Here is a 21,201-nt window from a genome sequence, read left to right on the forward strand (position 1 = left end):
GCTCGCGCCGAGGTCGAGACGCCCTCACCGGAAATCCCGCGACGCGTGGGCGACACCGACGCGCAGATCGGTGAAGCCGTCGGCGACGACGTTCGTCACGCCCTCGATCGAACGCTCGAGCATGCCGCGCACGATCAACGCGGGCGATTCGCGGGCGACCCGGCGATATCTGTTCCACACCCCGACGGAGCAGATGATGTTCATGAGCCCGTGCTCGTCTTCGAGATTGAGGAACGTGATGCCGGATGCCGTGGCCGGTCGCTGCCGGTGGGTGACGAGCCCCGCCACCTCGATGCGCCGGTCGGTCTCGAACGTGCGGAGCTCGCGCGAGGTGATGACGCCGCGCGCATCGAGCGCCGACCGGAAGTGGGTGAGCGGGTGGTCGTCGGCCGAGAGACCCGTCGCCCAGAGGTCGGATGCGAGGATCTCGTAGCTCGAGGGGTCGGTGAACAACGGCGGCTGCACGGCGACGAGCGAGTCGGGAAGGAACTCGGCGCGATCCAGCGCCGCCGAACCCGACAACCAGATCGCCTCGCGCCGCGTGTGCCCGAAGCACTCGAATGCCCCCGCGGTCGCGAGCGCCTCGAGCTGCGCCGTGACCAGTCCGGTGCGGCGTACGAGGTCGCGGAGGTCGCGGTAGGCGCCGCCGCGCTCACGTTCGGAGATGATGCGCGCAGCCACTTTCGCACCGATACCGGTGACCCCGGCGAGGCCGAGGCGCACGGCGAACCCGCCGTCACGACGGTGTGCCAGGGTCTCGTCGGGCTCCGACGGGTCGAAGTCGCCGGTCGGAGGCTGCCGTGCGTGCGCGCACGCGTCGAGCCCGGTCGGCGCCCCCTTGCCTCGTCGCTGCTCCGCTGCGGGCGTGGCCCCGCCGGCATCCGTCCGTCCCCCCTCGGGCGCCCCCGCGTCGACCGCCTCGAGCGTGGCCTCGACCCCCGACCGCGACAGGTCGGGCCGGCGCACCACCACGCCGTGCCGGCGCGCGTCGGCGGTCAGGGTCGCGGGCGAGTAGAACCCCATGGGCTGTGCGCGCAGCAACCCTGCGAGGAACGCCGCCGGATAGTGCAGCTTGATCCACGAGCTCGCGTAGACCAGCAGCGCGAACGACAGCGAGTGCGACTCGGCGAAACCGAAGTTCGCGAACGCCTGGATCTTGGCGTACAGCTCGTCGGCGACCTGGCCGACGAGACCGTTCTCGGCCATGCCGGCGTACAGCGTCTCGCGGAGTGAGTCGATGCGCTCCAGGCCCCTCTTGGACCCCATCGCCCGGCGCAGCAGGTCGGCGTCTTCGGCGGAGCAGTTGCCGATGGCGACGGCCATCTGCATGAGCTGCTCCTGGAACACCGGCACCCCCATCGTCCGCGCCAGGACCGGCTCGAGCTTGGGGTGCACGTAGGTCACCTTCTCTTGCCCGAGCTTGCGGCGGACGAACGGATGCACCGCCCCGCCCTGGATCGGTCCCGGACGGATGAGCGCGATCTGCACCACGAGGTCGTAGAACTTCCGCGGCTGCAGCCGGGGCAGCAGTCCCATCTGCGCGCGCGACTCCACCTGGAAAACCCCGATCGAGTCGGCCCGGCACAGCATGTCGTACACGGCCTTCTCTTCTTTCGGCAGGGTCGACAGCTCCCACTCCTCGCCCGTGGCATCCCGGATCAGGTCGAAGCAGTACTGCAGCGCGGCCAGCATGCCGAGTCCCAGCAGATCGAACTTCACCAGCCCCATCCACGCGGCGTCGTCTTTGTCCCACTGGATGACCGTGCGGTCCTCCATGCGCGCGTGCTCGATGGGAACGACCTCGCCCACCGGCCGATCGGTGAGCACCATCCCCCCGGAATGGATGCCGAGGTGCCGCGGCGCCTTCAGCAGCTCCGACGCGAACTCGATGACCTGATCGGGGATGTCGTGATCGCCCCCGGTCTCGAGCGTGGCCCCCCAGCGCTCGACCTGCTTCGACCAGGCATCTTGCTGACCGGGCGAATGTCCGAGCGCCCGTGCCATGTCGCGCACGGCGTTCTTGGGACGGTACTGGATGACGTTGGCCACCTGCGCCGCCCGCTCGCGCCCGTACTCCTGGTAGACCCACTGGATGATCTCTTCACGGCGGTCGGAGTCGAAATCGACGTCGATGTCGGGCTCCTCGTCGCGCAGGCTCGACAGGAACCGCTCGAACGGCAGCTTGTAGAAGATGGAGTCGACCGCAGTGATGTCGAGCAGGTAGCAGACCGCACTGTTGGCGGCCGAGCCGCGCCCCTGGCACAGGATGCCACGACGGCGGGCCTCCGCCACGATGCCGTAGACGATGAGGAAGTACCCCGGGAAGTCCTTCATCTCGATGACGCCGAGCTCGCGTTCGATGCGGCGGCGGTCGTCGTCGGAGAGATCCGGGTACTTGCGGGGCACGGCCTCCCAGACCAGGTGTCGGAGCCACGACATGGGCGTGTGCCCCTCGGGGACCTTCTGCTTCGGAAGGGCGGGCTTGGCGCGACGCAGCGGAAAGGCGATCTCGTCGGCCAGCGTCACGGTGCGCGCGACTGCGCCCGGATAACGCGCGAACCGGGCCGACATCTCGACGCCCGAGCGCAGGTGCGCGCCGGCATGGGCGGGCAGCCACCCGTCGAGCTCGTCGAGACCCCGGTTCGCCCGCACCGCGGCCACAGCGGCCGCGAGCAGTTCCTTCTGCGGAGCGGCGTAGTGCACGTTGTTGGTGGCGAGGGTCGGCAGCCCCCGCTCTGCGGCGAGAGCCGCCAGCACGTCGTTGCGACGGGAATCGAGCGGGTCACCCTGATCCATCAGCTCGACGTAGACGGCCTCGGCACCGAACAGGTCGACGAGGGTGTCGAGTTCACGGGCGGCGCCCGCCGGTCCCTCGGATGCCAGCGCCTGCCGCACCGCTCCTTTGCGGCATCCGGTGAGCACGGCCCAGTGCGGATCGCGGGGACCGCCCGCTCGCGCGGCGAGGTCGGCGAGGTCGTAGACGGGGCGCCCCTTCTCGGCGCCGGTGAGCTGTGCGTGGGTGATCGCGGCGGCGAGACGGTGGTATCCCTCTTCTCGCCGCGCGAGGACGAGCAGGTGCGAACCCTCGGGGTCGGCCGCGCCGTTCTGCGGACCGCTGAGCCCCAGTGACAACTCCGCGCCGAACACGGTCTTCACCGTGCGGGCCTCGGCCGCCTCGGCGAAACGCACGATTCCGTAGAAGCCGTCGTGGTCGGTGAGGGCGAGGGCGTGAAGGCCCAGGCGTTCGGCTTCTTCGACGAGCTCTTCGGGAGAGGAGGCGCCGTCGAGGAACGAGTACGACGAGTGCGCGTGCAGTTCGGCGTACGGGATCGTGTCGTCGGGGCGCTCGATCGACGGCGGCACATATGCGCCGCGCTTGTGCGACCAGGCCGGGCTGTCGCCGCCGTCGCCGTTGGGCGGTGTGCCGGTCGGCCGACGCGCGTCGCTGAGCAGACGCTCCAGCTCGGACCACTTCACCGGGGGGTTGGTCCATCCCATCAGCGCACCCCCGACGCGCTGCGGGGCTCACGCATCGGCAGACGCCCCGCCACCGGCACCGCGCACTCAGTCATACCGACCCTCCGCACGCCACTCGCCCTCTTCGACCAGCAGCAGCCACGCGCCGCCGTCGGCGTCGATCACCTGGAATCGGTGCGCCCGGCGTGCCCGCAACGGGTCCCAGCCGCGCTCGCTGATCGGCCAGGGTCCCGCCCACTCGTGGATGCGACGACGCTGCCCCGCCGTCTCGAGCACGGCGGGTGGGGCGCTCAGCACGTCGCGCTCCCCCACCGTCACGGGGGCGCCCGCGATGTCGGTCACGCCGACCAGGCGTGGTTCGGGGTAGACCGTGGCCGGCAGGGGGTCGGGAAGGCTGCCGGGCCAGGGACGCGCCCGATCTTTCGCCGTGACGGCTCGATCGCCCCACGGCACGTTGACCTGGCGTTCGGCGAGCCATCGCCCGCCGCCGACGACCGGCGTCACCACGGCGCGGTGACCGAGCATGGCCTGCACACGCGATAACGCGTGGTGCACGCGTTCGTCGGGGCCGGCGCCGAAGAGCCCCTTGGCGTGATGGGCGGCGGCATCGACCGCTTCTGGTTCGATGTGCACGCCGGCCACTCCGCTGCCGAAGATGCCCTGCGCGTCTTCGGCGAGTTGCCACCGCACCCGGTCGACCACGGCAGCGGCGTCGAAAGACCCCGGATGCAACCAGACGCGCTCACTGCGTTCGGCTCGTTCGCCGGTGAGGACGACGCGCAGTTCGGTGCACACGAGGTCGTGCGCGCCCAACCCGGCGATGAACTCCTCGGCCGCCACGCGCATGCCGAAAGCGATCTGATCGGCGAGTTCGAGCGGGGGTTCGAAGGCGACGTCGCGGTGCAGTTCGGGCGGAGGCGTCCGCGGCTGCACCGGCTGCGAGTCGAGCCCTCCCGACAGGGCGTGCAGCCGCACCCCGCGTCCGCCGAAGCGCTCCCGGACCCGCTCGACCGGGAGGGCGGCCAGATCACCGAGCGTGTGCACGCCCAGGCGCGAGAGCAGGCTGCCGAACTCGTCGTCGTCGAGCGTCGCCACGGACAGGGGTGCCAGGAACACGCCGGCCTCTCCCGGTGCGACGATCCGGACCGGGTCGTCGACGCGCGCTGATCGCGCCGCCTGCTCGGCGGTGAAGACGCCGTCGGCGACACTCGCCCGCACGTCGCGGAAACCGATGTCGTCGAGCAGCCGGATGAGCGTGCGTGCCGCCTCGTGTTCGCCGCCGTAGTACCGGGACGGTCCTCGTGCTTTCAGCGCGCACAGCCCGGGTCGCACGACCTGAACTCCGGGGGCGTGCTCCTCGACGCGCGCGACGACGGGGGTGAAGGCGCGCGCGTCGCGCACGGGGTCGGCGGGCACGACCTGCAGCGCCGGACACAGGGCCTGCGCATCGCGGCGCTTCTGGCCCCGACGCACTCCCTGCGCCCGGGCCGCCCACGAGCACGCCACGACGATGTTGTTCGCGAACACCGCGACGGCGGCGTCCGGCTTCGGGGGCGAGACGGCCTCGTGAGCGAACGCCGTGATCGGCCAGTCGGGGAACCACAGCACGAGGCTGCGCGTAGGCGCCTGCATCAGCCCACCGCCCGTACGGGGTAAGCCGGCGCCGAGTGAGCGTCGTGACCGCGCGGCACGAGGCGTTCGGCGGGTGCGCCCAACAGCTCGATCGATCCGTCGGCGGCCGGCAGCAGCATGCGCGCACGGCGGGCGTTCGGCGAACGCCGGCTGCTGACCGAGACCGTCAGTTCACGACCGGCGAGATATCCGTCGCCCTGACCGAGCCCCGACCACTGCGGATCGGCTATGTCGATCACCGCTTCGGCCTGCGGCCAGGCGCCCTGCACGAGCAGCACCGACCCGCGATCGCGCAAGCGGGCCGCCAGGCGCGTGATCTCGGCTCCCCCGCGGGCCGCCGTGGAACCCACGGGCGGGCGAACGGCCACGACCGGCAGCACCTCGGTGATCGTCGCCGTCACCGCGAGCCACCGCGGTCCCGGATCGGGAATGAAGACGAGCCGGTCGAGATCGAGACCGTACTTCTCCGCGGCCTCGGCGCCCAGTTCGGGCATGCCGATCACTCCGCACCACGCCCCGTCCTGCGAGGGGCGGGCCATGAGGGCCAGCAGCAGCGAGGACGAGCGGGCGAGAGCGTAGGCCGAGCCCGGGCGCAAACCCCCTCCGGGCAGCAACGGCGAGAATGCGGGATGCGTCGGGAGCACCGGGGCCTCCATCCGACGCCCCTGCATGCGCTCGAGACGATCGCGCAGGGCGTGGATGTCGGGCACGGCCTGTACCTGGTCTCGCATGATCGCCCTCACTCCCACAGGTTAGAACATCTGTTCTATTCCCTCAATCCCTGTGGGTCGAAGATACGATCGACCTCCGACATCGGCGGCGGAGGCCGGCGGCGGCGCCCCGAGACACCACGTCGTTGCCCCGAACAGACCTCGGCAGGGCGCGACGACGAGCCCGGCGAACCGGGCAGGCGGAGCTGCGTCAGCTCCCCGCGAACCGGGGCCTGCGGAGCAGCGTCACGCCGCGAGCGCCAGGTACGGCTCCCACCGCGGGTCGCTCTTGTCGACGCCGCGGACCGTCCAGGACGAGCCGTGCGGCGGCGCGGGAACGATCCGCAGCTCCCACCGCATCTCCTGCGGCGTGCGGTCGCCCTTGATGTTGTTGCACGCGAGACAGCACGCCACGAGGTTCTCCCACGTATCCTTGCCGCCACGCGAACGCGGCATCACGTGGTCGATCGTCGAAGCCGCCTTGCCGCAGTACCCGCAGCGGTGGCCGTCGCGGCGGAGGACGCCGCGACGCGTCACCGGCACCCGCCGGGCGCCCGGCACGCGCACGTAGCGGGTCAGGATGATCACCGCCGGGCGATCGTACGCGCCGACGGAGGCCCAGACGGGATCCTCCTCGACGCGTTCGATGACCACGGCCTTCTCGTTCATCACGAGCACGAGCGCCCGCTTGAACGACACGACGGCGAGGGGCTCGTAGCCCGCGTTGAGCACCAGTGTGCGCATGTACGTCTCCTCTCGAATGGCCGAGACGGCTTCTCGGATGTTCGACTCGCGACGACGGCAGGCGCGGGTGGGTATGAAAAAGGCGCTGTCTAGACAGACAGCGCCTTCGGACGCGCGGCGAAGCCGCGGCATCCGAACTCACGATGCCGAAGAACGAGCAGCCCGAGCGCATCCATGGTGCGGATGTGCGGACTGATGTTCATCGGCGTTCCCTCCGGTTCTTCCGACGTCGAGGAAAGGCTAACCCACCACGACACGCCCGGGGTCGGGCGGGAGGGCAAACGGAAGACGGCGTGTCGGAGAACGATGGTCTCCGGCACGCCGTCTGGCGGAGGAAGGATCAGCCGGCGTTCTGCTGCAGCCAGGCGTAGGGGTCGACCACCGAGTTGTTGATGTGCACCTCGAAGTGCAGGTGGTTGGCGGTCGAGCTGCCGGTCGAACCGACGAGGCCGATGAGCTGACCGGCGGCGACCGAATCGCCCGCCTGCACCTGACGGCTGCCGTAGGTCATGTGGCCGTAGGTGGTGCGCACCTTCTGGCCGTTGATGACGTGCTCGATCTCGATACCGACGCCGTACCCGCCGTAGCTCTCCTGCGAGACGCTCACGACACCGGCGGCTGCGGCGAAGATCGGCTGCCCGCCGGGGGCGAGGAGATCGACGCCCTGGTGGTATCCGGAGTCCCACAGGCCGCGTCCGAGGACGTAGCTGGTGAGCGGCCACCGAACCTCGCCCGATCCGGGCGCGGTCATCGACAGGTCGACCGACGAGACGGAGGCGTTCGCGGTGGATGCCGTCAGACGGGCGCGCTCGGCCGCGGCCGCGGCAGCAGCGGCGGCCGCCTCTTCGTCCTTCTTCTTCTTGATCTCGTCCGCTGTCGTGGCGGAGTAGCTGCTGCGGTCGAGCGACTCGGCCGTGGCGTCGGAGGCGACGACCAGCGACTGGTTGTCGGGCGCCGACATCTGCTGCAGCGTCATCGTCTCGGCCGCGGGCATGGTGGCCGCGTACGCCGGGATCGCGACCGTGGCGACGAGGCCCGCCACCATCGACAGGATGACCGCGCTGCGCAACGGCTTGCCGATGGCGCGCGTCGACGAGGGACGGGGAGCGGGAAGGGCGCGCACGGCCGGTGCGGCCGCGGCGCGGGCGACCGGGACGGCCGCGATGCGAGCGGGACGCTTCGTCGTTCGGGCGACGGCTGCGCGTGTGCTCTTTCGGGTGGGGCCCGTTACGGGGACCTCGGGTAGGTCCGCAGCGGGATCGTTGTGTTCAGCCAAAGTTCCTCCGGCGCCTCTGCGTCTTCGGGGACGCTGGCTCGTCAGCACTCGATCATTGGGGGCACGATGTGCGGGCTTAGCCCTCTGCAGACGACGAACCGATGAGGCAAACTGCGAGGGGTCCGACGGCGGGCTTCCAGCCTGTGGACCCTCTGAGGCTACCTGAAGATAACGAACAAGTCACGCTTCGGTCGGACAGCCCCGGCGAATGCCCGGGTGTCGTGGCGCCGACGCTCAGTCGCCGGCGACCAGGAAGATGTGCGAAGCCACCTCGACGGGCAGCTCCAGCCCCTCGTCGACGCCCTCCATCTGCAGCAGGACGTAGCCCTCGTTGAAGCGGTAGTCGCCGCGCTTGCCGGGCAGGACGCCGGCGGCCTTGAGCTGCTGGAGAAGTTCCGGATCGACCTGCGCGGGTTCGGCGAGGCGCCGGATCGTGCCGGTGATGGGGGCCCCGGCATCGGTCAGCTTTCGCACGAGACCCACCACGCCGTCGTCGAAGGTGGCGCTGGCGGCGTCGCCGAGCTGGTCGAGACCGGGGATCGGGTTGCCGTACGGGGACTCGGTCGGGTGCCCGAGCAGCTCGACCAGACGTCGCTCGACCTGCTCGCTCATGACGTGCTCCCACCGGCACGCCTCGTCGTGCACGTAGGCCCAATCGAGCCCGATGACGTCGCTCAGCAGGCGCTCGGCGAGACGGTGCTTGCGCATCACGTCGACGGCCTTCTGTCGTCCGTCGTCGGTCAGCTCGAGGCGGCGGTCCTCCGAGACGACGACGAGACCGTCGCGTTCCATGCGGCCCACGGTCTGCGAGACCGTCGGACCCGAGTGGCCGAGGCGCTCGGAGATACGCGCGCGCAGCGGCACGATCTTCTCCTCTTCGAGCTCGAGGATCGTGCGCAGGTACATCTCGGTGGTGTCGATCAGGTCGGTCATTCAGGGTCCTCGATGTCTCGCGGCAAGTCCTCCCAGCCTACCGACCCCCTCCGACATGAGCGCGGGCGGGGCGAGGCGAGGACTCTAGAATCGGTCCATGCCGCACGTGGAACTCCCCAGCGAACTCCTGCCCGCCGACGGCCGCTTCGGGTGCGGCCCCTCGAAGGTGCGCGGCGCGCAGCTCGAGGCCCTCGTCACCCGCGGAGCGTCGATCCTCGGCACCTCCCACCGCCAGGCCCCCGTCAAGAACCTCGTCGCCAGCACCCGCGAGCGTCTGTCGCAGCTGCTGCGCCTCCCCGAGGGCTACGAGATCATCCTGGGCAACGGCGGATCGACCGCCTTCTGGGATGCCGCGGCCTTCGGCCTCATCGACACCCGCAGCCAGAACCTGGTCTTCGGAGAGTTCGGCGGCAAGTTCGCGTCCGCGGCCGCAGCTCCCTGGCTTCAGGCGCCCGACGTGCGCAAGGCCGCACCGGGCACGCGCACCGTGGCCGAGGCCGTGGAGGGCGTCGACGTCTACGCCTGGCCGCACAACGAGACCTCCACCGGCGTGTCCGCTCCGATCGAGCGCGTCCGTGCGGATGCCGGTGCGCTCACCGTCATCGACGCGACCAGCGCCGCGGGTGGCATCGACTTCGATGTCGCGCAGGCCGACGTGTACTACTTCGCGCCGCAGAAGAACCTCGGCTCCGACGGTGGGCTCTGGTACGCCGCCGTATCGCCGGCCGCCATCGAGCGCATCGAGCGGATCGCTGCATCCGACCGGTACATCCCCGAGTTCCTGAGCCTCAAGAACGCCCTCGACAACTCCCGCCTGCAGCAGACCCTCAACACCCCCGCCTTGGCGACCCTGCTGCTGCTCGACGAGCAGCTCGGCTGGATCCTCGACAACGGCGGTCTGTCGTGGGCCGCCGCCCGCACGGCCGAATCGTCGTCGGCGTTGTACGAGTGGGCCGACGCGAGCGCCGTGGCGACCCCCTTCGTGGCCGACCCCGCCGACCGCTCCCCCGTCGTCGTCACCATCGACTTCGACGACAGCATCGATGCGGCCGCGATCGCGCAGAGCCTGCGCGCGAACGGCATCGTCGACACCGAGCCCTATCGCAAGCTCGGGCGCAACCAGCTGCGGGTCGCGACGTTCGTCTCGATCGAGCCTGCCGACGTCCGTCGCCTCATCGGCGCGATCGACTACACGATCGAGAACCTGCCCCGCGCCTGACGCCCCATCGAACGACGAAGGCCGTCCCGCATCGCGCGGGACGGCCTTCGTCGTGTCGTGCTCAGTAGCTTCGATCGCCCTCGTCGTCGTCCTCGTCGAAGCGGTCGGACTCGTCGTCGTCCTCGTCGGAGCGGTCGGACTCGTCGTCGTCCGTCTCGCCGAGGTCGCCGTCGGTCCCGTCGGGGTCGTCGTCCGCCTCGTCGGGGTCGTCGTCCGCCTCGTCGGGGTGGTCGGCGTCGAGTTCGTCGATGTCCACGCCGTCGAGATCACCGGCGTGGAAGCGCGCCTTCGGCTCGTCTTCGTCGTCGTCCACCTCGTCGTCGTCGACATCGTCGGTGTCGTCTTCGTCATCGTCGTCGTCGTCGTCGTCGTCGTCGTCGTCGTCGAGATCTTCGTCGTCGTCGATCGTGGCGGCGGCCACCTGCGCCGCCTGGTACTCGGCCAGGCGCGTCGCCCACGGCACCCAGTCGGGTGCGAGGAGGGCTCCCTCCCCCGGCAGCAGTTCGACCTCGAGCACCGTGGGATCGGATCCGTCGACCACGGCGACGCTCACCGTCCAGAACCAGCCCGGGTACCCGGACAGTCGCGTGTGGAATCGAAGCGACACCGCCCCGTCGTCTTCCGCCGTGTATCCGGCCGCGGGACCGACGGTGTCGGCGGACGTGATCTCGTGCAGGGCGGCGAGCGCCAGATCGCGGGCGCCGGTCAGACGCTCGTCGACCGATTGCTCAGGCTTCGAAGTCATCGGCGACCTTGCGCAGCACGGCCGCGATCTTCTGCGCGTGGGGCCCGTTGGGGTACCGGCCACGGCGCAGGTCGCCGCCGATGCCGTCGAGGAGCTTGACGAGGTCTTCGACGATGATCGCCATGTCGTCGGCGGGCTTGCGGGAGCGCTTGGACAAGCTCACCGGGGCGTCGAGGACGCGCACGGACAGAGCCTGGGGGCCGCGTTTGCCGTCGGCGACGCCGAACTCCAGTCGAGTCCCGGCCTTGGGCCCGGGGGTTCCGGCGGGCAGAGCCGTGGCGTGCAGGAACACGTCCTGGCCGTCATCGGTGCTGATGAAGCCGAAGCCCTTCTCGTCGTCGTAGAACCTGACCTTGCCGGTGGGCATGGACACCTCGCTGAGTATGTGCGCGATCGCGCGGCGGAACGCGGGAGCCGATCGGATCCCGGTCTTCCAGCCTACGGCACCGCTGCCAGGCAGTAGGCTGAGGCCGATGAGCACCCGCACCTCCGGCGGCAGCACGCCGGGCGACGACGTTCCCGTCCGCCGCATCGACCGCATTCTGGCGTTCATGTCGCTCGGGTTGCTCGTGCTGGCGCTCGTGTGCTTCTTCGCCATCATCATCGGTTCCACCGCCGGCGCCGATCTGGCCTCGGGAGTCTGGCCTGTGGTGAGCCTGCTCGTCCTCGTCACACCCCCGATCGCGTTCGGATGCCTGCTGGCCGTGCTCATCATGAGCTTCGTCCGAAGGGCCCGGGCCAACAAGGCTCGTTGACGTGGCCGAGACCTCCGCTCAACGCGCACTGGCGGTCTCTTTGGGCGCGCGCTCCGATGACGAGCTGGCGCGCTTGTTCGCTGATCGGCACGTCTCGCCGTCGTCGACGTGGCGCGACATGTTCGACGCGGCCGAGGCCCTGCTCGATCCCTCCTCGGTCGCCCGCGCGCTGCCGGCCCTGACCCGTCGGGAGGCCGACGCCCTCTTCGCCGCCCTCGCCGGCACCCCCGCGACCGGCGACGTGCGCGACGATCTGGTCTCGCGGGCGCTGGTCGCAGGCGACGGCCGCCCCTTCCCGACCGTGGTCGATGCGGTCCGCGAAGCCTTGCCGGAGGGCGTTCCCGCCCCCGTCACCCCGACGCGCACCCCGTCCGCGGCCGAGACCGCCGCGGCATCCGAAGCCGCCTTCACCTACGCCGCGTCCGTGGCCGACATCCTCTTGCAGACCCTCGAGGCACCGCTCGGACGCATCGGATCGGGATCCCTGGGGGCCACGGAACGCCGCCGGCTCGTCGACGCCGGAGCCGTCTCGACGCCCGCCGACGCGGATCTGCTCGTCGGCCTCGCCGCCGACGTCGGCCTGCTGGGCGCGAACGATCGCGCGTGGCTCGTCTCATCGGCCGGCCGGGAATGGCTGCGCCTGCCCACCCTCGAACGCTGGCGGCACACGGCGGTCGCGCTGCGTGACGCCCTCCCCCGCGCATACCGCTCGGCCGACGGCGGGTGGATCCCCGTCGACGAGTGGGCCGGAGCAACCCCGTTCGACCCCGAGGGCGCGGACCGCGCGACATTGTGGGCCCGCCGCTTGCGGCGGTGGGGACTCGTGGATGCCGCGGGGCGCACCGCCCCCTGGGCGGAACCCCTCGCGCGGGGCGGCGACGTCGACACGTCGGCCCTGCGCGAACTGCTCCCGCCCGAGGTCGACCGCGTCTACCTGCAGAACGACCTCACCGCGATCGCTCCCGGGCCCCTCGCCCCGCATCTCGACGTGCGGTTGCGGTCGATGGCCGTGCGGGAGTCGCGGGCGCAGGCCTCGAGCTACCGTTTCAGCGCCGCCTCGATCGGCGCCGCGATCACGGCCGGCGAGACGGCCGACTCGCTGCGCGAGTTCCTCAGCGGCATCTCGTTGACCGGGCTCCCGCAACCGCTCGCGTACGTCATCGAGCGCACGTCGGCCGAGCACGGGCGGGTGCGCGTGATGAGCGACCCTGCCACCCGGATGACGCGCGTGGTCACCGATGACGAGACGCTGCTGCGCTCGATGGAGATCGACCAGTCGTTGCGCTCGATCGCGCTGTCGCGCACCGACGACGACGAACTGGTGTCGCACGTGTCGAGCGACGTCGTGTTCTGGGCACTCACCGACGCGCACTACCCCGCCGTCGCCGTCGATGCCGACGGGCGGCCCCGGGCCCTGGAGCGCGCGAGGTTGGCCCCCGGCGCCCAGCCCGACGCCGAGCCCACCGACGTCTACGCCGATCTGCTGCGGCGCCTGCGCGAAGGGGTGGGCGATTCGGATGCCGCGTGGCTCGAACGCGAGCTCGACCAGGCCGTCCGTGCCCGCGCCGTCATCGACGTGACCGTGCGGCTCCCCGACGGTTCCGCCCGGGTGTTCCGGCTGGAGGCGACCGGGTTGGGCGGCGGGCGACTCCGCGGTCGCGACCGCGGTGCCGACGTGGAACGCACCCTGCCGCTGTCGCACATCGACGGCGTCGTCCCCGTCGAGTGACGTCTCGCGTCGGCGTGGTCGGTCCCCGCCGCCGCGACCCCGGTAGAATCGAACGCTATGGCTGACGGCCCCCTCATCGTGCAGAGCGACCGCACCGTCCTCCTCGAGGTCGCACACCCTCAGGCGGAGACGGCGCGGCACGAGCTCGCCATCTTCGCCGAGCTCGAGCGCGCACCCGAGCACATCCACACGTACCGCATCACGCGTCTGGGGCTGTGGAACGCCCGCGCGGCAGGCCACGACGCCGACGCGATGCTCGATACCCTCGACCGCTGGTCGCGCTTCCCGGTGCCGGCGTCGGTCAGCACCGACATCCGCGAGACGGTCAACCGCTACGGCCGCCTCGTCATCGAGCGCAATGACGACAAAGAGCTCGTCCTGCGCTCCACCGATGCCGCCGTGCTCAGCGAGGTGTCGCGCAACAAGCGCATCGCGCCGCTCCTGATCGGCCACCCCACCCCCGACAGCTTCCTGGTCGACGCGTGGGCCCGTGGCCACATCAAGCAGGAACTGCTCAAGATCGGCTGGCCGGCCGAGGACCTCGCGGGGTACACGCCCGGCACACCGCATCCCATCGATCTCGCCGAGGACGGCTGGAGCCTCCGGCCCTACCAGCGACAAGCGGTGGACTCCTTCTCCGAGGGCGGCTCCGGTGTCGTGGTGCTCCCCTGCGGTGCCGGCAAGACCCTCGTGGGCGCGGGCGCGATGGCCGACACCCGCACCACGACGCTCATCCTCGTCACCAACACCGTGAGCGCGCGACAGTGGCGCGACGAGCTGCTTCGACGCACCACCCTCACGCCCGAGGAGATCGGGGAGTACTCGGGCCAGGTCAAAGAGATCAAGCCCGTCACCATCGCGACGTATCAGATCCTCACCGCCAAGCGGAAAGGACAGTACGCCCACCTCGCGCTGCTCGACGCCCTCGACTGGGGCCTGGTGCTCTACGACGAGGTGCATCTGCTGCCCGCCCCCGTCTTCAAGCTCACCGCCGACCTGCAGGCTCGGCGCCGATTGGGCCTGACCGCGACGCTGGTGCGCGAGGACGGCCGCGAGGGCGACGTGTTCAGCCTCATCGGCCCGAAGCGCTTCGACGCGCCGTGGAAGGAGATCGAGGCCCAGGGCTTCATCTCCCCCGCCGCCTGCTACGAGGTCCGCATCGACCTTCCCGCGGGCGAGCGACTCGAGTACGCGGCCGCCGCCGACGAGGACCGCTACCGTCTCGCCGCGACCGCGCCCGCGAAGATCGACGTCGCGCGCCGCATCGTCGAACGGCATCCGGGTGAGCGCGTCCTCGTCATCGGGCAGTACCTCGACCAGATCGACGAGCTCGCGGAAGCACTCGGCGCCCCCCAGATCACCGGGGCGACGCCCATCCCCGAGCGCGAGGAGCTGTTCCAGGGTTTCCGTGACGGCAGCATCCCCCTGCTGGTGGTGTCGAAGGTCGCCAACTTCTCGGTCGATCTGCCGGAGGCGTCGGTCGCCATCCAGGTGTCGGGCTCGTTCGGGTCGCGTCAAGAAGAGGCGCAGCGGCTCGGTCGACTCCTTCGACCGAAGCAGTCCAACCACACCGCGAGCTTCTACACGCTCATCGCGCGCGACACGGTCGACCAGGATTTCGCTCAGAACCGTCAGCGGTTCCTCGCCGAACAGGGGTACGCGTACACGATCCTGGATGCCGACGGAATCGACGCCGCGGCGGCCTGACGCATAGCAGGGCGCGCCCATCGGTTCCATATCCAGCGGATTGCTGGGTCTGGTCACGATAATGAGGTCATGACAGCACCTCGCATCCTCGTCGTCGACGACGAACCGAACATCCGCGACCTGCTCATCACGAGCCTGCGTTTCGCCGGGTTCCAGGTGCGTGCCGTCTCGAACGGCGCGCAGACGATCTCGGCCGTGCTCGAGGAGGAACCCGACCTCATCGTGCTCGACGTGATGCTCCCCGATATGAACGGCTTCAGTGTCACCAAGCGTCTTCGCGGCGCAGGTTACACCGCGCCCATCCTGTTCCTGACGGCGAAGGACGAGACCGAAGACAAGATCGAGGGTCTGAACGCCGGAGGCGACGACTACGTCACCAAGCCCTTCAGCCTCGATGAGATCGTCGCCCGCATCCAGGCGATCCTCCGTCGCACCATGCAGGCCGACGAGGAGTCGATCATCCGCACGGGCGAACTCACGATGGATCAGGACACGCACGACGTCAGCGTCGGCGACGTGTCGATCGACCTGAGTCCCACCGAGTTCAAGCTCCTGCGCTACCTCATGCTCAACCCGAACCGCGTGCTGTCGAAGGCGCAGATCCTCGACCACGTCTGGGAGTACGACTTCAACGGCGACGCGGGCATCGTCGAGAGCTACATCTCGTACCTCCGCCGCAAGATCGACCCGCACTCCTCCGAGCCGCTGATCCAGACCAAACGAGGCTTCGGCTACATGCTGAAATCCGGCAAGACCGCCTGACGGGAAGGCATCCGCCCTGTCGCATCCTGACGATTCCCTCACGCGCTGGTGGCGCGGCCTGAGCCTGCGCACCAAGGTCACCGGCGTCACGGTCATGCTCTTGGCGATCGGGCTGTTCACGGCGGGCATCGGCACCATGGTGTTCCTGCGGACGACCCTGGTGAACAACCTCGACGAGCAGCTCGCCCAGCAGGCGGCGGGCAACATCGCCGACAGCGTGTTCACCATGACACCCATCGACGGCCAGATCGTGTTCTCGCAGATCGAGAACGCGCCGCAGATCGGCTCGATGGTCGTCGTCTACGGCCCCGACGGAGAGCGCAAGGCGTTCTACAACGGCACGGCATCCCAGACGCTGCCGGAGTTGCCGTCGACGTTCACGGTCGAGCAGACCTACAGCCAGATCGATCGACGCATCGAGCTGCACGACGCCGACTCCGGCCAGCATTTCCTGGCGAGAGTCGGCGTGCTGCAGGTCAACGGCAGCTCGGGTGTCTACACGCAGATGGTGATCCAGCCGCTCGCGCAGACCGATCGCATCGTCGCGGCCTACATCGGCATCTACGCCTTCGTCGCCCTGCTCATCCTCATCGCGACCGCCCTGCTCACGCGATGGCTCGTGACGCTGGCGTTCCGGAACCTCCGCCAGGTCGAGACCACCGCGATGGACATCGCCGCCGGCGACTTCAGCCAGCGCCTCACCGACATCGTCCCCGACACCGAGGTGGGCCGGCTCAAGACCGCCATCAACGCGATGCTCGCACGGATCGACGGCGCCCTCGGCCAACGGGATGCCACCGTGCGACAGATGCGCCGCTTCATCGGCGACGCCAGCCACGAACTGCGCACCCCCCTGGTCACGATGCGCGGGTACGCGGAGCTGTACCGGATGGGCGCGATCCGCTCGGACGAGGATGTCGCACAGTCGATGGAACGCATCGAGAAGGAAGCCATCCGCATGGGTGCGCTCGTGGAGGACCTTCTCGCCCTCGCGCGTCTCGACGAGCGCCGCGACGTGACCATCATCCCGCTCGACCTGCGCCCGATCGCCCGCGACGCGGCCCTCGATCTGCGGGTCACCTCGCCCCAGCGCGAGGTGACGGTCGACGACACCACCTCACGCGACGAGATCGTGCTGCCCACCATCACGCTCGACCCCCTGCTCGACGCCGGCGGGGACTCCGCGACGGTCGCGAGCCGCCGACGCGCGGCCCCGACCACGTCTGCGATGGCGATCGCGGGTGCGACGCTGTCACGGCTTCGGCGCAAGCCCCGGGATGCCGCCGAGTCGCCGGCCACGCACGCCGATGCCGCTCCGACCGCGGCGCCCACCTCTCCGATCGGTGTGGTCCGCGCGCCCGCGCGCATCGCGCCGATCGTGCTGGGAGACGAGAACAAGGTGCGCCAGGTGGTGGCGAACCTCCTCGGGAACGCCCGCCGTTTCACCGGCGACGACTCCCCCATCGGTCTTCGCGTGGGTGTCGACGTCGACAGCGACATGGGCTGGATCGAGATCATCGATCACGGCGAGGGGGTGCCCGAGCAGATCCGCGACCAGATCTTCCAGCGGTTCTGGCGCGCCGACACCTCCCGCACGCGCGAGACGGGAGGCTCCGGCCTGGGCCTGTCGATCGTGGCATCCATCGTCGATCTGCTGCACGGAACGGTCGAGGTCGTCGACACCCCAGGGGGCGGGGCGACCTTCCGCGTGTCCCTCCCCCTCGCGGATCGTCGCGACGCCCGGGAGCACGCCCTCATCGAGACGCAGCCCCTCGAGCGTCTCCCCGAGGGCTATCGCCCCGACGCGCAGACGTGAGCGGGGGCGGCGACGCTTGACCCTCACACGATGTGAGAGGACACGATGTCTCCATGGCCGAGACCCCGAACCTGATGAGCATCGGTCGGTTCAGCGCGCTCACACGCCTGTCGGTGCGGATGCTCCGCCACTACGACAGCCACGGCGTGCTGGTCCCCGCTGACATCGACCCCTGGACCGGATACCGTCGCTACGTCCCGCACCAGCTGGTCGACGCGGCCGACGTCCGCAACCTCCGCGACGTGGGCTTCGGCGTCTCCGCCATCGGCGCCCTTCTCGACGCCCGTGGCACTCCGGCATGGACACGCGCACTGCAGATGCAGAGGGCGGAACTCCACGACGAGGCACGCGCGGCTACCGAGAGGGTGTCGCTGATCACCCGCCTTCTCACGAACGGAGACCATCCCATGTCCATCACGCTCACGCGCACCACCGTCCCCGCCCTCACCGCGGTGGCCCTTCGCGGCACCGTGGCCACGTACACCCACGAGGGGGAACTCTGGGGCCGGCTCATGCCCCTGCTCCCCGCGCAGTCGATCGCGCCCATCGGCCCCGGCGGCGTCATCGAGCACGACGATCAGTACGTCGAGCACGACGTCGATCTGTCGATCTTCCTGCCCGTCGCCCCCGGAACGACGGTCGAGGCCCCTCTGACACTCATCGAGCTGCCGGCCCGGGACTGCCTCGTCGCGCGCGTGACCGGGCCGTACGAGCAGATCGCCCAGGCGCACGACATGATCAACGCCCGGCTTCTGGAGGAGGGTCTGAGCCCCCGCAGCGACGGAACGCTCGCCTCGCGCGTGTTCAACGTCTACCTCACCACACCCGACCGGGTGCCGGCTGACGCGCTGCTCACGGATGTCTGCCGCCCGCTCAGCTGACGACGATCGCGTCCGCACAGCAGAACGCCCCCTCCCGAGGGAGGGGGCGTTCCGATGCGTCAGGCGTGGATCAGAAGTCCATGCCACCCGTCGGGTCGCCTGCCGGAGCGGCGTTCTTCTCGGGCTTGTCGGCGACGACGACCTCGGTGGTGAGGAAGAGGCCGGCGATGGATGCCGCGTTCTGCAGCGCCGAACGCGTCACCTTGGCGGGGTCGATGATGCCCTGTGCGAACAGGTCACCGTACTCGCCGGTCGCGGCGTTCAGACCGTGACCCACGGGGAGCTCCGCGACCTTGTTGGCCACGACGCCGGGCTCGAGACCGGCGTTGAGCGCGATCTGCTTGAGCGGTGCCTCGATGGCGACGCGGACGATGTTGGCGCCCGTCGCCTCGTCACCGACGAGGTTCAGGTTGCCCAGGGCGTTCTTGCCGGCCTGGATGAGCGCGACGCCACCACCGGCGACGACACCCTCTTCCACGGCGGCCTTGGCGTTGCGCACGGCGTCTTCGATGCGGTGCTTGCGCTCCTTGAGCTCGACCTCGGTCGCGGCTCCGGCCTTGATGACGGCGACGCCACCGGCGAGCTTCGCGAGGCGCTCCTGGAGCTTCTCGCGGTCGTAGTCGCTGTCGGTGTTCTCGATCTCGCGGCGGATCTGGGTCACGCGACCCTCGATCAGCTCCGACTCACCGGCACCCTCGACGATCGTGGTCTCGTCCTTGGTGATGATGACCTTGCGGGCGCGGCCGAGCAGGTCGACGGTCGCGTTCTCGAGCTTGAGGCCCACCTCTTCGGTGATGACCTGGCCGCCGGTGAGGATCGCGATGTCCTGCAGCTGCGCCTTGCGGCGGTCGCCGAAGCCGGGAGCCTTGACGGCGACCGACTTGAAGATGCCGCGGATCTTGTTGAGCACGAGCGTTGCGAGAGCCTCGCCCTCGACGTCCTCAGCGATGATGAGGAGCTCTTTGCCCTCCTGGATCACCTTGTCGACGATGGGCAGAAGGTCCTTGATGTTCGAGATCTTCTGGTTCGCGATGAGGATGTACGGGTCTTCGAAGACCGCTTCCTGACGCTCGGGGTCGGTGACGAAGTAGGGGTTGATGTAGCCCTTGTCGAAGCGCATACCCTCGGTGAGCTCGAGCTCGGTGCCGAAAGTGTTGCTCTCCTCGACGGTGACGACGCCTTCCTTGCCCACCTTGTCGATGGCCTCGGCGATCAGCGCGCCGATCGCGGGGTCGGCGGCGGAGATCGACGCGGTGGCGGCGATCTGCTCCTTGGACTCGACCTCCTTGGCGGAGGCGAGCAGCTCGTCGGTGACGGCCTTGACGGCCTTCTCGATGCCCTTCTTGAGCGAGATGGGGTCGGCGCCGGCGGCGACGTTGCGCAGGCCCTCGCGCACGAGCGCCTGGGCGAGAACGGTGGCGGTGGTGGTGCCGTCACCCGCGACGTCGTCGGTCTTCTTGGCGACCTCCTTGACCAGCTCAGCGCCGATCTTCTCGTACGGGTCGTCGAGCTCGATCTCCTTGGCGATCGAGACGCCGTCGTTCGTGATCGTGGGGGCTCCCCACTTCTTCTCGAGCACGACGTTGCGACCGCGGGGGCCCAGGGTCACCTTGACGGCGTCGGCCAGCGTGTTGAGGCCGCGCTCGAGGCCGCGCCGTGCCTCTTCGTCGAAAGCGATGATCTTTGCCATAAGTGTGTCGTCCCTCCCGGACGGGTGACTTGCAGAATTGGCACTCGACGAAAGCGAGTGCTAATTCATTCTGGCACTCGACCCTGGGGAGTGCAAGCCACCGGATGCCGGTGAAACGACGAACGCCGCGGCATCCGGGACTCGGATGCCGCGGCGTTCGAATCAGCACTCAGGCCAAGCGCACCGACTCCGCCTGCGGTCCCTTCTGACCGCTGCCGACGGTGAACTCGACGACCTGACCCTCTTCGAGGACGCGGAAGCCCGACATCTCGATGCTCGAGTAGTGGACGAAGACGTCCTGCCCGTCGGCGACGGTGATGAAGCCGAAACCCTTCTCGGCGTTGAACCATTTGACAGTGCCCTGGGTCATGCGAATCTCCTGTTGCTGAACGACGAGGTCATCGTAAGCACGGAGCGCATCTCGGGATCAGGGTTCGGACGCATTGTTGACGCGCGTGCCGTCAAGTTGTTACTCCGCGGAAACACGCGGCCAGACGGGTCAGGAGGCGGGCGACTCCGACGCTTGACCGGCGGCGCGATCGAGGCCGATCACGACGATCAGCCGCTTGACCGCGCTCTCGTCGTCGGGGGTGCCGGGATCGTCGGTCGGCTGCAGGAAATCGCTCTGCGCGACGTCCGCTCCGCCGATCGTCTGGGCCAGGCCTTCCGCGGCCGACTGGTCGCTCTCGCGGAGGTAGAACACCGTGGTCCGGGCGAAGTCGGTGCTGTCGGAATCGCCCGTCTCCACGCCGTCGCCCGGCCACCCTGCCGCGACGATCTGATCCCGGAGCGCACCCGCGAGTCCCTCGTCGGCCGTGCCGTTGAGCACCACGACCGAATACGACGTGTCGACGACGGCGGGAGTCGTCGCCTCGACCGTCGGCACGGGGGTCGCGGCGTCGTCGGGACCGAGCGAGATGCGCCCCGACACGACGAGGGTTCCGAAGATGCCCGCGATGATCAGCACGAGCGTGGCGATGGCCGCCCACAGGAACACGATCCATCCGCGCAGCCGGGGGTTCTCGGCCCGGTGAGCGCCGATGCGACCGGAGGGATCGGGCAGGTCGTCGAAGCGATCCCGAGGGAAGGTCGATCTGGCCATTGGACGATGCTATCGGTCGGAGC

The 21,201-nt window shown here is 69.7% G+C and carries 18 protein-coding genes; 7 read left to right on the forward strand and 11 right to left on the reverse strand.

Annotation, left to right across the window (positions count from 1 at the left end):
- Window positions 1–24: 24 nt before the first annotated feature.
- The 6 genes from ACTJJP_RS06450 to ACTJJP_RS06475 form a co-directional block, all read right to left on the reverse strand.
- On the reverse strand, window positions 25–3,498 hold the full coding sequence (locus ACTJJP_RS06450) for an error-prone DNA polymerase (protein WP_440774202.1): 3,474 nt from the start codon (window positions 3,496–3,498) through the stop codon (window positions 25–27).
- A gap of 66 nt (window positions 3,499–3,564) precedes the next feature.
- On the reverse strand, window positions 3,565–5,109 hold the full coding sequence (locus ACTJJP_RS06455; RefSeq protein WP_440774203.1) for a DNA polymerase Y family protein: 1,545 nt from the start codon (window positions 5,107–5,109) through the stop codon (window positions 3,565–3,567).
- Window positions 5,109–5,852 carry a hypothetical protein gene (locus tag ACTJJP_RS06460; RefSeq protein ID WP_440774204.1) on the reverse strand — a complete coding sequence of 248 codons (744 nt, stop codon included), beginning with the start codon at window positions 5,850–5,852 and terminating at the stop codon, window positions 5,109–5,111. The genes ACTJJP_RS06455 and ACTJJP_RS06460 overlap by 1 nt, the downstream gene beginning before the upstream one ends.
- A 213-nt stretch (window positions 5,853–6,065) precedes the next feature.
- Window positions 6,066–6,563: an HNH endonuclease gene (locus tag ACTJJP_RS06465; protein WP_440774205.1), complete on the reverse strand. Its 498-nt coding sequence runs from the start codon at window positions 6,561–6,563 to the stop codon at window positions 6,066–6,068.
- Window positions 6,564–6,903: 340 nt separating this feature from the next.
- A complete protein-coding gene (locus tag ACTJJP_RS06470) occupies window positions 6,904–7,839 on the reverse strand; it encodes a M23 family metallopeptidase (RefSeq protein ID WP_440774206.1) in 936 nt (311 codons plus the stop codon).
- A 234-nt stretch (window positions 7,840–8,073) separates the two neighbouring features.
- Window positions 8,074–8,772 (reverse strand): metal-dependent transcriptional regulator, encoded by a 699-nt coding sequence (locus ACTJJP_RS06475; RefSeq protein ID WP_440774207.1) that lies wholly within the window; start codon window positions 8,770–8,772, stop codon window positions 8,074–8,076.
- Window positions 8,773–8,869: 97 nt separating this feature from the next.
- Between ACTJJP_RS06475 and serC the strand changes: the two genes are divergently transcribed.
- Complete coding sequence (serC, locus tag ACTJJP_RS06480) at window positions 8,870–9,991, forward strand: phosphoserine transaminase (protein ID WP_440774208.1); 1,122 nt, start codon at window positions 8,870–8,872, stop codon at window positions 9,989–9,991.
- A 61-nt stretch (window positions 9,992–10,052) separates the two neighbouring features.
- Here serC and ACTJJP_RS06485 read toward each other — a convergent pair whose 3' ends face one another.
- Both ACTJJP_RS06485 and ACTJJP_RS06490 read right to left on the reverse strand, forming a co-directional pair.
- Window positions 10,053–10,736 (reverse strand): DUF3027 domain-containing protein, encoded by a 684-nt coding sequence (locus tag ACTJJP_RS06485; protein WP_440774209.1) that lies wholly within the window; start codon window positions 10,734–10,736, stop codon window positions 10,053–10,055.
- Window positions 10,720–11,103 (reverse strand): cold-shock protein, encoded by a 384-nt coding sequence (locus tag ACTJJP_RS06490; RefSeq protein WP_055957202.1) that lies wholly within the window; start codon window positions 11,101–11,103, stop codon window positions 10,720–10,722. Before ACTJJP_RS06490 ends, ACTJJP_RS06485 begins: the two co-directional genes overlap by 17 nt.
- A 106-nt stretch (window positions 11,104–11,209) precedes the next feature.
- Between ACTJJP_RS06490 and ACTJJP_RS06495 the strand changes: the two genes are divergently transcribed.
- The 6 genes from ACTJJP_RS06495 (at window position 11,210) to ACTJJP_RS06520 (ending at window position 18,386) form a co-directional block, all read left to right on the forward strand.
- Window positions 11,210–11,491, forward strand: coding sequence for a hypothetical protein (locus ACTJJP_RS06495; protein WP_055956660.1), 282 nt, complete (start codon window positions 11,210–11,212; stop codon window positions 11,489–11,491).
- A gap of 1 nt (window position 11,492) precedes the next feature.
- Window positions 11,493–13,220, forward strand: coding sequence for a helicase-associated domain-containing protein (locus ACTJJP_RS06500; RefSeq protein WP_440774210.1), 1,728 nt, complete (start codon window positions 11,493–11,495; stop codon window positions 13,218–13,220).
- 57 nt (window positions 13,221–13,277) lie between these two features.
- The gene (locus tag ACTJJP_RS06505) at window positions 13,278–14,927 is read left to right on the forward strand and encodes a DNA repair helicase XPB (protein ID WP_440774211.1); all 1,650 of its coding nucleotides are present in this window, start codon (window positions 13,278–13,280) and stop codon (window positions 14,925–14,927) included.
- Window positions 14,928–14,996: 69 nt separating this feature from the next.
- Window positions 14,997–15,689, forward strand: a complete 693-nt coding sequence (locus ACTJJP_RS06510; RefSeq protein WP_440774212.1) for a response regulator transcription factor — start codon at window positions 14,997–14,999, stop codon at window positions 15,687–15,689.
- 94 nt (window positions 15,690–15,783) lie between these two features.
- On the forward strand, window positions 15,784–17,505 hold the full coding sequence (locus ACTJJP_RS06515; RefSeq protein WP_440774213.1) for a sensor histidine kinase: 1,722 nt from the start codon (window positions 15,784–15,786) through the stop codon (window positions 17,503–17,505).
- A gap of 53 nt (window positions 17,506–17,558) precedes the next feature.
- A complete protein-coding gene (locus tag ACTJJP_RS06520) occupies window positions 17,559–18,386 on the forward strand; it encodes a MerR family transcriptional regulator (RefSeq protein ID WP_440774214.1) in 828 nt (275 codons plus the stop codon).
- 70 nt (window positions 18,387–18,456) lie between these two features.
- Here ACTJJP_RS06520 and groL read toward each other — a convergent pair whose 3' ends face one another.
- The 3 genes from groL to ACTJJP_RS06535 all read right to left on the reverse strand — a co-directional run bounded on the left by groL (window position 18,457) and on the right by ACTJJP_RS06535 (window position 21,178).
- On the reverse strand, window positions 18,457–20,076 hold the full coding sequence (gene groL / locus ACTJJP_RS06525) for a chaperonin GroEL (RefSeq protein ID WP_055956647.1): 1,620 nt from the start codon (window positions 20,074–20,076) through the stop codon (window positions 18,457–18,459).
- Between the two features lie 169 nt (window positions 20,077–20,245).
- On the reverse strand, window positions 20,246–20,446 hold the full coding sequence (locus tag ACTJJP_RS06530; RefSeq protein ID WP_440774215.1) for a cold-shock protein: 201 nt from the start codon (window positions 20,444–20,446) through the stop codon (window positions 20,246–20,248).
- A gap of 129 nt (window positions 20,447–20,575) precedes the next feature.
- Complete coding sequence (locus tag ACTJJP_RS06535) at window positions 20,576–21,178, reverse strand: LytR C-terminal domain-containing protein (protein WP_440774216.1); 603 nt, start codon at window positions 21,176–21,178, stop codon at window positions 20,576–20,578.
- Window positions 21,179–21,201 lie beyond the last annotated feature (23 nt).

It is taken from the genome of Microbacterium sp. 22296 (assembly GCF_052045385.1).
In the GTDB taxonomy this organism is placed as follows: domain Bacteria; phylum Actinomycetota; class Actinomycetes; order Actinomycetales; family Microbacteriaceae; genus Microbacterium.